Annotated in this window: 13 protein-coding genes; 5 read left to right on the top strand and 8 right to left on the bottom strand. The window is 38.7% G+C overall.

The annotated features are described in order from the left end of the window. The first annotated feature begins 16 nt into the window (after positions 1-16). Positions 17-415 carry an FMN-binding protein gene (locus Q8865_01100; GenBank protein MDP4152025.1) on the top strand — a complete coding sequence of 133 codons (399 nt, stop codon included), beginning with the start codon at positions 17-19 and terminating at the stop codon, positions 413-415. Positions 416-440: 25 nt separating this feature from the next. On the opposite strand, the gene Q8865_01095 is transcribed toward Q8865_01100, so the two are convergent. After that, complete coding sequence (locus tag Q8865_01095; protein ID MDP4152024.1) at positions 441-2,081, bottom strand: glutamate synthase-related protein; 1,641 nt, start codon at positions 2,079-2,081, stop codon at positions 441-443. 82 nt (positions 2,082-2,163) lie between these two features. Then, entirely contained in the window at positions 2,164-2,943 is a 780-nt protein-coding gene (locus tag Q8865_01090) for a polysaccharide deacetylase family protein (protein MDP4152023.1), read from the bottom strand. 317 nt (positions 2,944-3,260) lie between these two features. Between Q8865_01090 and Q8865_01085 the strand changes: the two genes are divergently transcribed. Further along, a complete protein-coding gene (locus tag Q8865_01085; protein MDP4152022.1) occupies positions 3,261-4,541 on the top strand; it encodes a LysM peptidoglycan-binding domain-containing protein in 1,281 nt (426 codons plus the stop codon). 32 nt (positions 4,542-4,573) lie between these two features. Here Q8865_01085 and Q8865_01080 read toward each other — a convergent pair whose 3' ends face one another. The 4 genes from Q8865_01080 to Q8865_01065 form a co-directional block, all read right to left on the bottom strand. Next, a complete protein-coding gene (locus Q8865_01080) occupies positions 4,574-4,753 on the bottom strand; it encodes a hypothetical protein (GenBank protein MDP4152021.1) in 180 nt (59 codons plus the stop codon). A gap of 118 nt (positions 4,754-4,871) precedes the next feature. After that, the gene (locus tag Q8865_01075; GenBank protein MDP4152020.1) at positions 4,872-5,693 is read right to left on the bottom strand and encodes an MBL fold metallo-hydrolase; all 822 of its coding nucleotides are present in this window, start codon (positions 5,691-5,693) and stop codon (positions 4,872-4,874) included. Positions 5,694-5,811: 118 nt separating this feature from the next. Further along, positions 5,812-6,306, bottom strand: a complete 495-nt coding sequence (locus Q8865_01070) for a DUF1003 domain-containing protein (protein MDP4152019.1) — start codon at positions 6,304-6,306, stop codon at positions 5,812-5,814. Positions 6,307-6,316: 10 nt separating this feature from the next. After that, positions 6,317-7,174, bottom strand: coding sequence for an AraC family transcriptional regulator (locus tag Q8865_01065; protein MDP4152018.1), 858 nt, complete (start codon positions 7,172-7,174; stop codon positions 6,317-6,319). 155 nt (positions 7,175-7,329) lie between these two features. On the opposite strand from Q8865_01065, the gene Q8865_01060 reads away from it, so the two are divergent. The 3 genes from Q8865_01060 to Q8865_01050 all read left to right on the top strand — a co-directional run bounded on the left by Q8865_01060 (position 7,330) and on the right by Q8865_01050 (position 11,280). Further along, complete coding sequence (locus tag Q8865_01060) at positions 7,330-8,829, top strand: L-fucose/L-arabinose isomerase family protein (GenBank protein ID MDP4152017.1); 1,500 nt, start codon at positions 7,330-7,332, stop codon at positions 8,827-8,829. Positions 8,830-8,980: 151 nt separating this feature from the next. Next, complete coding sequence (locus Q8865_01055; GenBank protein ID MDP4152016.1) at positions 8,981-10,120, top strand: DEAD/DEAH box helicase; 1,140 nt, start codon at positions 8,981-8,983, stop codon at positions 10,118-10,120. Positions 10,121-10,140: 20 nt separating this feature from the next. Then, positions 10,141-11,280 carry a GNAT family N-acetyltransferase gene (locus Q8865_01050; protein MDP4152015.1) on the top strand — a complete coding sequence of 380 codons (1,140 nt, stop codon included), beginning with the start codon at positions 10,141-10,143 and terminating at the stop codon, positions 11,278-11,280. Here Q8865_01050 and Q8865_01045 read toward each other — a convergent pair. Both Q8865_01045 and Q8865_01040 read right to left on the bottom strand, forming a co-directional pair. Next, positions 11,277-12,152, bottom strand: a complete 876-nt coding sequence (locus Q8865_01045; GenBank protein ID MDP4152014.1) for a tocopherol cyclase family protein — start codon at positions 12,150-12,152, stop codon at positions 11,277-11,279. The genes Q8865_01050 and Q8865_01045 overlap by 4 nt on opposite strands. Further along, on the bottom strand, positions 12,133-13,614 hold the full coding sequence (locus tag Q8865_01040) for an FAD-dependent oxidoreductase (GenBank protein MDP4152013.1): 1,482 nt from the start codon (positions 13,612-13,614) through the stop codon (positions 12,133-12,135). Before Q8865_01040 ends, Q8865_01045 begins: the two co-directional genes overlap by 20 nt. Positions 13,615-13,716 lie beyond the last annotated feature (102 nt).

The following is a 13,716-nucleotide window of genomic DNA, read 5'->3' as shown; positions in this document are numbered from 1 at the left end:
TAAGGGAGGGTAATATATGAAAAGGAAAAAAGCAGGTTTGATAATCGGTATTATTTTGGCAATTATACTTATCGCTTTATTATGTATGGCAGCGTTTTTAATGGCAGGGCAGAAAAAAATAAAAAATACAGACATTCAAAATATCTCAGTTCAAAATATGCCGGATGGAGTATACCGCGGTTCGTTTTCGGGTTACCGCTGGTCTAATACGCTGGATGTAACAATTTCAGGCGGTAAGATTGTTGATATCAAAGTAGTGAAAGACGTCAAAGTTCCCGTTTCTGATGTTACAGATAAACTTTTTAATTCTATTAAAGAAAAACAAAATATTGATGTCGACGCGATATCAGGCGCGACAGTTACATGTAAGGCATATCAAAAAGCAATTGAAAACGCACTTAAGAATAATACATAAAAAAACGGGCATAAGCCCGTTTTTTTTAATCAAGCAGTATTTTCTTTGCCGTCTCGTCGTTTACATCGGTCATAAAGGTTATTCCAGTCTCAGCCGCCGTTTCCCTGTTTCCAGCAAACAAATCGCTTCTTTTTAGCTCTGACAACTTAAATTTTCGTGCCCCCGCCATCAGCTGCTGAAGTCCTGCGCTCAGCTTATCTGCAAGGGTCCATAACGCAACCGCACCTAGAGGGATATTCTTCATCTCATCAGCGCCAACTTTTTTCATTACATCAAAATATCCGGCGAAGATTTCCTCTGGCGTTGACCCGAATTCTTCTGTTATAGATTTTGGCAAGCTGTCCCAATTGCCACTCAGTTCTTCTCTTCTTTCGGGGAATAAAACGCCTTCTATATTAGCGCCTAGGAATCCCGGTATCATGAGGGCTCTGCCCATGCATACTAATTTTGTAAAGGGAGAGCCAAGTGCAAGCGCTTTAAATATATGATCCTCCCGTGCAAATCCACCGGCAAAAGCCATATCGACAACGTCTGTGCCTTTTGCTTTCAATATATTTGCATATTCATAAGCTTTGGAATGAAGATGCAGCGACGGAACGCCCCAATTCTCCATCATATTCCACGGGCTCATGCCTGTTCCTCCGCCGCTTCCGTCAACGGTTAGAAGGTCAAGACCGGTATCGCTTGCAAATTTAATAGCCATTGCAAGTGCTTCCATGCCATACGAACCCGTTTTAAGGGTAATCCGTTTATACCCAAGCGAGCGAAGATGATCGATAGCCGAGTAAAAATCGTTTCTTACCTCTTCAAAGTTTCTGCGTTCCGTATAGCCAAGCCTGCTGTGACGGGCAAATGTCTTTATCGATCCATTTTTAAACGCCTGCTGAACCTCGGGTAAACTCGGGTCAGGATCGACAATATAGCCGCGGTTTTTAAGGAATAAAGCATAATCTAAACTGGAAACCTGGATTTCTCCGCCAATATCCTTTGCACCCTGTCCCCATTTAAGCTCAAGTATTACTTTGTCGCCGTATTTATTAATGATATATTCCGCAACGCCGTTTCTTGTATCTTCAACGTTCATCTGAACTATTATTGCGCCGTATCCATCGTAATATCTAAGGTATGTATCAATTCTTCTGTCAAGTTCCGGAGCTTTGACGATTTTTCCGTTTTCTATAATACTGTTTTTATCTACTCCAACCACATTTTCGCCTATTACTATAGGAAATCCTACGAGTGCCGCACCTACTGCAAACCCTGACCAATATTTCTGGGCAATAAATGTTGATCCCAGCGCGCCCGTCATAATCGGTATTTTAGATTTTGTCTTAACTTTTTTGCCAAATGATGTTTCAATATTAACATTAGGAAATATACAGTCGTCAGCATTATTTGACAAATTATCTTTAACGCCGTACACGCCGTAATTATAACCTTGTATGCGAAGATTACTATAGCAAACGCCGATATGGTTAGTATTAGAGCTTCCTGCGGTTATCTTCCCGAAATCGCGGGGATAGAGCAGTTTTCTTCCCCTTAAGCTTGACATCCACGTTTCGCATCTTCCCTTGCAATCAGCCTGGCACAATGTGCATACTCCTGATTCTGCCGGATACCCTCTGTTTGCGGTTCCGAGTACGTCATTTGTTCTTGGATAATCCATGCCCATATTTCCTCCTTTAATTTTACATAAATATGTACTATATTATTTCAAGTATAGTACATTATTTACATATATTGTAATATTATTTTTTTGCTTTTTCAATAATTTTTCCAATATTATCCTTATGCCTGCGAGAAATTCTTTTTAGCTGAAACAACTGTTCGGGATCGTGGCGTAAAATATTGATGCCATATTTACATGTGAGAGCCGCCTTGAAACCTAATTTTTTAAGTACCGGTATAGATTCCTTTGAAATGCTGCCATATGGATAAGTAAAAGTATTAGGGGTCGTCCCTGTATATCCTGCTACTGCCTGCTGACATTTCTCAACATCGTCTGAAAGCACTTTTTCATACTCTTCAAGGCTTTCACCCCATTTTTTATGGGCTCCGTATCGAATTTTGGTAATTTTATGCAGATTGTATGTATGGTTCTGCACTTCAGCACAGTTTGCATTTATCATTTCATTAACTTGTTTCCAGCTCATATGTGAATAATTGACATTTTCGTCGCAAATCTTTGTAAAATCATCACTGCTCTTTCCGATAATAGATAAAACGATTTTTACATTATATTTTTTTAAAAGAGGGAAGGCATAAACATAATTATTATAATATCCATCATCAAAACTTAACACGATCGGCTTTTCCGGGAGACTTATATCATAATAAACATAATTTATAAGATCCTGCATAGTTACAGGTGTATAGTCGTTATCCTTTATAAACTTAAGATCTTGCTCAAATTCATATGGAGTAATCGAAATACTGCTAAGATTATTTGCTTTCACTTCATGATACATTAGTATTGGGACTTCCACGCCTTCCTCGGTAGATACAGGTGCCACTTTATTATCAAACAATAAAAAAAGTGATAAAATCACTATACAAAAAAAAGAAACTATTGATACTAATTTATAATTCAGTTTTATAACAATCATTATTAAGACCCCTAAATTCATTTATTATAAGTATATTAATATGTTTCTTAAGCAATGCAGAAATAATATGATATTTAAAGAGTCATCATACCTCGTTTATAGAGATAAGCAATTTGGAATAACGAATGGATCTGATTTTTTTAATTAATTATTATTAGTTTTTTGTTATAAAGTCACTCATTATCAAAATATTGCATATAGTTTAATAAGGCTATTTTGATAAAGAAGGTGTGAACTCATTGATTATTCATGTTGTTAGACCGGGTGATAGTATCTATTCCATTTCTCAAAGATACGGCGTCCCCTATACAAAAATTATCAGTGATAATGAACTTGCAAATCCAGAAAGGCTTGTAACAGGACAAACAATTGTTATAATGACCGATGATAGACAACATACAGTTACACGCGGGGAATCACTATTTTCAATCGCACGCAAATATGGTGTGCCGCTCCCTGATCTTATTGCCGCAAACCCGGGGCTCTCAAACACGTCACGCATTCAGCCTGGGCAGGTTATTACTATACCGGGCTCTGCAAGAAAACTTGGTACGATTGACGTAAACGGCTATGCATTTCCGAATATTAATATGGACGTATTGCAACGTACATTGCCTAATCTTACATATCTAAGCATTTTCAGCTATCAGGTCAAACCAGACGGCAGCCTTACAACCATTAATGATACTCCACTTATTGAAGCGGCAAGAAATGCAAAAGTCGCTCCAATGATGGTTATTACAAATATTGAGGAAGGCGGCGGGTTCAGCAGCGATCTGGCTCATTCAATTTTAACAAACGAGCAGGTCCAGAATACTCTCATAAATAATGTGATAAGTGTACTTCAGGAAAAAAATTATTACGGGCTGGATATTGATTTTGAATATGTTTTTCCGGAAGACCGCGATGATTATAACAACTTTTTACGAAAAGTTGTAGAACGGCTTAGGCCGATGGGCTATACAATTACAACTGCACTTGCACCGAAGACAAGTGCAAATCAGCCCGGACTTCTTTACGAAGCGCACGATTATGCAGTTCACGGGCGGCTTGCCGACCACGTCATATTAATGACCTATGAATGGGGCTATACCTACGGACCACCTCAAGCCGTCGCCCCTATAAACCAGGTTAGGCGAGTCCTTGCTTACGCAACTACGGCCATTCCAAGTGAAAAAATCTTAATGGGCATGCCAAACTACGGTTACAACTGGACTCTTCCGTATGTACCGGGATCTGCCGCACGGACAGTGACTAACACCGGAGCCGTGGATCTTGCAGCACAGGTTGGCGCCAATATACAATATGATAATACATCCCAAGCGCCATACTTCAGTTATTATGATTCTCAGAGACGCAGACATGTAGTATGGTTTGACGATGCAAGAAGTGTCGAAGCAAGATTAAGACTAATTCATCAATATGATTTAGGAGGAGCAAGCTATTGGACTATTAACCGTTATTTCCCCCAGAACTGGCTTGTTCTCAATTCTCTTTACAATGTAAATAAACTTTTATAAATCTAATAATCTACATAAAAATGGCTGCACTATTATCGTGCAGCCATTTTTATTTGCTTGTTTTGCTTAAATGTTCTTAGCGAAAGCTCACCCGCTAGTTTGAATAAGGCATCACTTAAGACTTTTTCAACGGGTAACCCTGCATAACTTGCAATTTTTGTGTAAAACAACGCTGTATCAACATTCAGCTCAACAATAAAATTATTTTCCATAGGTCCTCCTAATTACTAATTATTTACTGTTTATATAATAAATATAAAAAATGTCAAAGTCAAGTAATTAGAAGGGGACACTTGTCAAAATATGAATAAAATCGATGATTTTTGGTGTTTATAGTTCTATTTTCATACCGTCATAAGCAGGCTCAAAACCAAACTCTTCGCCTTTTGATAAAAGCTGGTCATGAAGTCCCTCACCGTTGTGCGAAAAATGAGTAATTATAACCTTAGTTTTATCTGTAATACAGCCTCTGGCTTTAAGCTCATTATTCAGGATAACATTATCTTCAATCCCCATATGATTATTTCCGTCTTTATGAAATGCCATTGTACAGTCATAAATCGCTAAATCTACAGGTTTCCCTGCAAGCCAGTCCAAAGTTTCTTTTGGAAATATCCCACTGTCATTGCCATATAAAACGGCTTTTCCATTTTTCTTGATATAATAAACGAAACATTCTTCGTCGCGCTTATGCAGGCCCCTTAGCGGTGTTATCTCATATGCGCCAGCTGTAAATGTTTCAAATGCCCGTATCAGGTGAAACTTTAAGTAAGGATCAAAGTGCTGCCTGCCGCTGTACAGGTTGTCATAGCCCATTTTTACATGTGCATTGCCGTAAATATGAAGAGGTTTGACTTCCTTTAAATGCCCAAAGGGAGGACGTCTGTAGGTTAGCTCCTGCGGAGTAAAATGATCTTCATGTGAATGTGTGATAATCATATGCTCTATCGAGCCCAAATCAATATTATACTGCTGTTTATGCATAAAGGTATCCGGCCCAAAGTCAACTAAAAGATCATTGTCAAAAAGGCAGGATGCCCTGCTGCGCAAATCTTTTCCCCCGTTTTTAGCCGCCGCACGGCATATGTCGCACTGGCAAAACAGTGCAGGTATTCCTTCAGCCGCTGCAGTTCCCATAAATAATACTTCCATAAGATAATCTCTCCTTTAATCTTATATAAATAAAATATAATACCCCTTGTGAGGGGTATTATATGCCTATTTTTCTATTGTGTAAATAGAATGTAAAAAACTAAGGATATAAGTACGTTTATTTTTTTACTTCTATATGTTTTAAAATTTTTTCCTGATTTTCTATAAGCTGATCAATCTTATTATGTAGATCCTCTATTATTATTTCAGTTTTTAAATTTACCTTGTAATCATTTTCGGCTCTCATTCTATCTTTCTGTTCTTGACGGTTCTGGCTCATCATAATAAGGGGAGCCTGTATAGCCGCCACACACGACAAAACAAGATTCAATAGTATGAAAGGGAACGGATCAAACGGTTTTGTTAATAAAAGAGCGTTTACACACATCCAAATAATAAGAATTGCGCAAAAGATTGAAACAAAACCCCAGCTTCCGGCATAGTTTGCAAGTTTGTCAGCTGCCTTTTGCCCAAAAGTGTACTTCACCTTTTTAGGGTTATAAGCAACCTTTTTTTCCAGTAAAAGATGGATCACTTCCTCATCTTTCAGATCATCCTGAACATCCTCCAAAATTTTGCTTATAAACTCGTTTTTATTTGCGTTAGGGTTCATATTTACCTCCTTAAAAACTTTTTCTATATTCATGCGGCGACATCCCCGCCGCCTTTTTAAAAGTTTTGATCAAGTGACTGTCATCACAAAATCCAGTTTCATAAGCAATTTCATAAAGTGGTTTATCAGATTCTTTTAACAGCTTTTTCACATGATTTATACGGCAGTTAGTAAGATACTCATATGGAGTTTGACCTGTAAAACGCCTGAACAGACGTATAAAATAATACTTTGATATATGAACAAGCTTTACCATATCGTCAATAGAAATCGGCTCCGAAACATGTGTTTCAATATACTGTATAACCTTTTTTATATCTTTTTCATGTTCCCCTGTTACTTCAGGTGTTTGCGGTTTTATTAAACTCTCGGCAGTGCAGGTAAGAATATTATGGATTTCATTTGAAATGCTAATCCTTGCAAAAATACTGCTCTGATCTGAAAGTTCTAATAATCTGTTATGAGCTTTTTCCAAATCTCTCGGATTTGTTATATTTACTGTATTTTGCCCGTCGTTAAACATCTTTTCAAAAAGCGCGCAGCCTGTGCCGTTAAAATGCATCCACAAAAATTCCCATGTTTCACCCGGAACTGTAACATAACGATGAAAATATCTGCAGTCTATTAAAGCAGCGTTCCGCCTTGACAGGTCAAATTGTCTGTCCATATATTGTATACTTCCAGAGCCGGATATTGTATATATAAATAAAAAATCCTTTTTCCCTTCACGCTGTGTAAAATAATTATCGCCTGCTTTAAAATGACCAATTTCAAATAAATAAAACGGCAGTTTATAAACAGCCTTTGCCGGAGTCAATGTAATCCATTTTGAGTCGTCCGATATATCCAGGTTAAAGGATAAATTCATGAAGGCTCCTTTCATTATGGCAATATCATTCAGTTTTAAAGCAATTAATGAAGATAAACATATAAAAAGCTGGATTTATAATAATGTCATAGATGTTTTTATTATACAGCATTTTAACTAAAAACCCAACAATTATTTGAAAGGAATGTAAGTATATGGAGTTTATAGAACCTATAAAGCCTCCTAAAAAGGCACGTATTGGGCTTTATACCGTCGGCCTCAAAGCGTATTGGGCGCAGTTTGACGGACTTCATGACAGACTCGTGGGCTATGGCAAATTCATTGAGCAGCGCCTATGCGAGGCCGGAGAAGTATATAATTTCGGGCTTGTAGACGATGAAGAAGCGGGCAGAAGAGCAGGTGAATGGTTTAATATACATAATGTAGATATTATATTTTGCCACTGTGCAACCTATTGCACCTCCGCATCTGTTCTTCCGGTGCACCAGATATGTAAAGCGCCATCAGTGATACTCAATTTACAGCCGGCACCTGAAATGAATTATGGAAAAACCTCTACCGGAGAATGGCTTGCTCATTGCAATGCGTGCGCGGTTCCGGAACTTTCAAACGCTTTTAACCGGGCGCATATCCCCTGTAGAATAGTAAACGGCTTATTGGGATTAAGCGAGACGCCATCCATCTCTGCCGCTGACGAGGTAACAAACGAAAGAAATGAATCAATAAGCGCCTGGAACGAAATCTTAGAATGGGCTAAAGCAGCAGGCGTATGCCGTTCGCTTAAACACTCCCGTTTTGGATTTTTGGGCGGAAACTACAGCGGCATGCTGGATATGTACAGCGATTTTACATTGATGCAATCGTCCCTTGGAATGCACGTTGAGCTTCTTGAAATGTGCGACCTTGATAAATACCTTAGAAATATAACAGACAAAGAAGCCGAGCAAAAGAAAAAAGAAATCGAGTCATTCTTTATGATTTCCGGTGATTCACCATCAGACCCGATTGCAAAACGCCCGTCCGAAGAGCAGCTCGACTGGTCAAGCCGTGTCGCAGCCGCACAGGAAAAGTTGGTAAGAGAATATGATCTAGATGCTTTATCCTATTATTATCATGGAAACGACAACTATTATGAAAAAGTTCAAAGCGGTTTTATCGTCGGTCATTCACTGCTGACAGCCGCCGGTATCCCTTGTTCCGGGGAAGGTGACATGAAAACTACTGTTTCGATGAAAATCTGCGATATTTTAAATACCGGTGGAAGTTTTTCAGAGATCGTAGCTGCTGATTATAACCGCGGTACAATAATCCTGGGGCATGACGGTCCATTCCATATTGCTTTGTCAGATGGAAAACCTGTGCTTCGCGGCATGGGAATATATCATGGTAAAAAAGGTTCCGGAGTATCGGTCGAAGCTCAAGTACGTGCGGGCACCGTTACGACTTTAGGATTGACTCAAACCGGAGAAGTAAAACTTAAATTTATAGTCAGCGAGGGAGAAGCGATAAAGGCTCCAATTCTGATGATAGGGAACACCCAAACACACATAAAATTTCAAGCTGCACCGGATCGTTACTATGACAGTTGGTTTAAAGAAGCTCCAACACATCATTGTGCATTAAGCGTAGGGCACAATTCCGGCCTTTTCAAAAAAACTTCAGAGCTTTTGGGCATTGATTCTGTAATATTATGACATCAAATGAATAAACAGCTTGTAATATGTTAATAAATATGATATACTAATTTTAATATTTAATTACAGTATCCGTTGCAGGCAATTAAATAAATATAATTATGATTTACAACGGAAAGCGGTTGCTTTCCGTTGTTTTTTTGAAGGATTTATGGATTTAAAAAAATATAGCAATTTAAATATATCGGAAGAAACATTTAAAGCAATTGAAAATATGGGATTTACCGATATGACAGAAATACAGCAAAAAGCGATTCCTGAAATGCTGCTTGGGAAAGACATTATTGCAAAATCTCCAACCGGAACAGGAAAAACAGTTGCATATGGCCTGCCGATTATTGAAAATATCAACAGTTCAGCATCTACTTTGCAATCTTTGATTTTATGCCCAACCCGTGAACTTTGTATACAGATAAATGAACAGTTTAGATTATTATCAAAATTTAAAAAGGGTATAAAAACAATTGCTGTATACGGCGGTCAGCCAATTAGCAATCAGATCATTGCGCTTAAAAAAGGTCCCCAGATCATAGTTGCAACACCCGGTCGTCTTATCGATCATATAAAAAGAAAAAACATCTGCCTTGATCATATAAAAACAGCAGTTCTTGATGAAGCAGATGAAATGCTTGATATGGGCTTTGTTAAAGATGTATGTTCCATAATGGATAAGCTGCCAAAGGAAAAACAGGTTGTAATGTTTTCTGCTACAATATCAAGGGAAATCATGGATATATCATGGCTTTACCAGCGCGACCCTATTGAACTTACGGTTTTGCCCGAAAATATAAACGAGCCAAAAATAACTCAATACAGTGTTGAATGCGGCCGTTCAAACAAGACGGAAATACTGAAAAACATTATTAAGCAGAATCAATATAAAAGGGTAATTGTCTTTTGCAATACAAAACGAATGACTAATAGACTGATGAAAGAACTTAATATTAATGGTTTGCAAGCAGAATGCCTCCATGGTGATATAAAACAGTTTATAAGAAGTAAAATCATGGCGAAATTTAAAGCAGGAAATACGCCGATACTAATTGCTACAGATGTTGCGGCAAGGGGAATAGACGTCGAAGATGTAGATGCAGTTTTTAACTATGATGTCCCTCAGGATAACGCCTATTATCTTCACAGAATCGGCAGGACAGGAAGAGCTCAAAAAGAAGGAACTTCGTATATCTTTTACACTTATCCGGAAAAGTTTAAGGTAGATGAAATATCAGCATTGACACATTCAAAAATAATTCCTTTATATTATAAAGGCGGCGATCTTAAAACTTTTTAATATTATGGCTGGTGAAGAATATGGGTTTGGAATATCTAAAAGGGGCTCCCGAAGATAAGGCAGACATTATAGATTTTGCGAATTATATCTTCAGTCATGCTGCTTCTAAAACTGATTTTCCCACTCTTCTCCCAAAGTTATATGGAAAAAATGCAAATAGCTCTGAGTCACACTATATAATTAAAAGCGACGGCAAAATAATCGCAATGCTCGGCGCTTTTGATTCAGTTCTACATATCGGTGAACGACAGTTGCATGCCCGCGGTATAGGCACAGTATCCGTACACCCATATCATCGAAACGAAGGCCTTATGCGTAAACTTATGGAATGGGTAGTCTCGGATATGAGGCATGACGGGGTTGATATTAGCGAACTTGGAGGACGTCGGCAGCGCTATCAATACTACGGCTTTGAAAGATGCGGGCTTAGACTCGCTTTTGAAGTCAATAAGGATAATATAAAACATTCTATAAAATCTTCAAATAATATCTGCTTTAAACCATTGACTACAAATTATATCAATGATTCTTATGTTCTTTGGACTCAAAACGAAGTCAGGGTATCTAGAAATCAAGAATCTTTTTATGATATATTATGCTCATGGTCATCAAAGCCGTTTGCGGTTGTTAAAGACGGGGATTTCGCTGGATATGCCGTATTTTCTAATAATCTTGATACAATTGAAGAACTTTGCCTGAAAGATGAGAATGATTTTAAAGAGATAATACCCGCATCTGTAAATTTTACGGGGAATACAGTAAAATTCAGTGTGCAGCCCTATGAGCAGCAACGTTTAAACGTTCTGCAAAAAATTGCAGAACGAACTATCATTACCCATGACAGCATGTTTCAGATTTTTAACTTTCCCAAAGTTTTAGAGGCTTTGCTGCTACTACGCAAAAAATATATCCCTTTAAGTGACGGTAAAGTCACTCTTCAAATAGATGAAGACGAGCCTTTTACTATAATCGTCACTAGTGGAGATGTGCAGATAATCAGCTCAAATCTTATACCTGATATTAAACTCTCGGTTTTTGATGCAATGGGCATATTTTTTTCTCCAATCTGCAATTTTTATGACTTTGGCACAGATTTGAACAATCTACTTCATTCATGGTTCCCGTTGCCTCTGTTTTTTCCTAAGCAAGATGGCGTTTAAAAACAATACTCAAAACTTGCGCTATTGCTTTTTTTGCTGAAAATCAGTTTTTCACCGTCAAACAAATTAACGTTTGCCTCGCATGAAAGGCTTTCATATATTTCTCTTGTCATGTGTCCGCTGTCTGGTGCATAAAGACGGTGCGACACATTTTGTTTTATATGAACGGAAAGTATCAAATCATCGCGAGTGAGCGTAATCCCCGATCCATCTATCTCTTTTATTTTTACACCGTTGTAAGTCGCAAAGCGGTATTCCTTTTGGTCAAAAAGCAAACTTGCAATACAGCCGGTAAAATGGATACCGTATAATGGGATGGATGCAACTGAAACCATGAGCCCCCACCTGTCATCAGCATCTCCGGAACACTGAACCCAGAAATACTTTTTAGGAAAAGACCTTCCGAGGTCTTTTTCTATATAGCCAAAGCCGTTATCAAAAGAAATATTTTCTCCGTTTAACGAAAGGGATCCGTTTACTTTATGATGCATACTTATAACACCGTGGCGGCACTGCATTAACGGCAGATGAGCAAACGGACCCATTATATCCGATGGCAAAGGCGAAAGCTCTTCATACCTCAAATTGCCCTTTAGGGTTATTTCCTTGTCATTAATATCTGCACTAATACCTTTTTCAGAAAAAATGTTATTTCCTATCTTAACTTCAAGCTTATCTTTATCTGAAGAAAAAGAAGCAATAGGGTAGTCAACATTATACGATCCGTCAGCAGTTATGATCTGAATAAACGCCTTGCTAATGCCGTCTTTTTCAATATTCATTCCCGGTATAAGACAAACCGTATCTTCTTTATTCTGATTTTTGAAATACCAGCCCTCAAAGAATCTCTTTTTACCTTGCAACTGCTTCATCTTTTTCTTTCAATTCTATCGCAATACTGCTTTGAGCTGGATTATCAATCAGATTTCCCCGGTAATCGAACCTTGAGCCGTGACAGGGGCAGTCCCACGATTTTTCGTCCTTATTCCAGGACAGCTGGCAATGAAGATGCGGGCATTCTGTTGAAACGACGTATAGTTTTCCGTCGTCGTCACGATAAGCCCCTATCTTGCGGTCATTCAGCAAAACAATATCGCCTTCGCCGTTTTTTAAATGTGATACCTTTTCTGTTGGAACATAAAGCTTTTCCGCAATAAGTTTTGCTGCCGCCATGCCTGTGTCTGCAATAATCTGTCCCGCAGAAGATGGGGGGGCATTTCTCTTTGGGCTGAAAATTTCGCTGAACTGGCATTCCTGTTTCATTATTTTTGATGAAATGATCATTGCTGAAACCATCGAACTTGTCATGCCCCATTTTCCGTATCCGGAAGCTACATACATATTGGGAGTTTTAATACTGTAATTGCCGATATAAGGCACGTCGTCGGGCGTGATACAGTCCTGTGCGGACCAGTGGTAAACTTCTTCGGAACCCGGGTATATACTTCTAGCCTCTCCGCGAAGCCTTTCATAGCAGTCACCAGGATTTTGACCTGTTCTGTGTCCGGCACCCCCAAGCAGCAGATATTCATCATATTCCCTAAAAGAAAGGCCGTCATTGCTTTCGTCGACATACATCCCGTTTAACTGCTGTGTTCCTTTGATTGCTAAAACATATGAGCGCTCTTGATGCATCCGAACAAAATAATAACCGGGCATATTAATAAAGGGGAAGTGTGACGCAACCACTATATTATCTGCTGTAATATTGCCCCGATCGGTAAAAACAACGTTATCCTCGACTTTCAACGCTCGAGTACGCTCGTATATTTTTAGATCCTTAGCAATTGAATAAAGAAATTTCAGCGGATGAAACTGAGCCTGATCGTCAAAGCGCTCAGCCCCTGCAATAGAAAAGGGCAGCTCGATCCTATCTGCAAATGTTGCTTTTATCCCAAGCCTTGTGGCAGCTTCAACTTCTTCCTCAATTTTTTCCGGTTTATCTAATGTAAAAACATAAGCTGGAAGGCGCATAAAACCGCAGTCGATCTTATTTTGCTCGATTATTTCCGCATACTTCTTAATTGCTGTTTCATTTGCAACAGCATACTGGCGAGCTAGTTCTTCGCCGTATTTTGATATTAATTTATTATATATCAGCCTATGCTGAGATGTGATTTTTGCGGTCGTATTTTTCGTTACTCCGCCGCCAGTCTTATTAGATTCTACAATTACTACATTTTGTCCTTGCTGCGATAGAAGATACGCTGTTAATACACCCGAAAGCCCCGCGCCAATAACAACAGTATCTGCCTTTAAATCTCCGTGAAGTTCTTCGCGTTCAGGCGCAGAACTTGTTCCCTGCCATAAAGATATAATATCGTTTTCTGCCATTATCTCTCCATGCCGCCGCTTTTTGATCTAAGCGGTGCCGTTTCTTTCGGCGAACAGCAAGCCGAATTAGATGGAAAATAAATCATCCATGTATTAGCATGA

The sequence above is a fragment of the Bacillota bacterium genome (genome assembly GCA_030705925.1).
Classification (GTDB): Bacteria; Bacillota; Clostridia; order Oscillospirales; family Feifaniaceae; genus JAUZPM01.
Note: the sequence above shows the minus strand (reverse complement) of the source record. Positions and strands in the feature narration are given on the sequence as shown.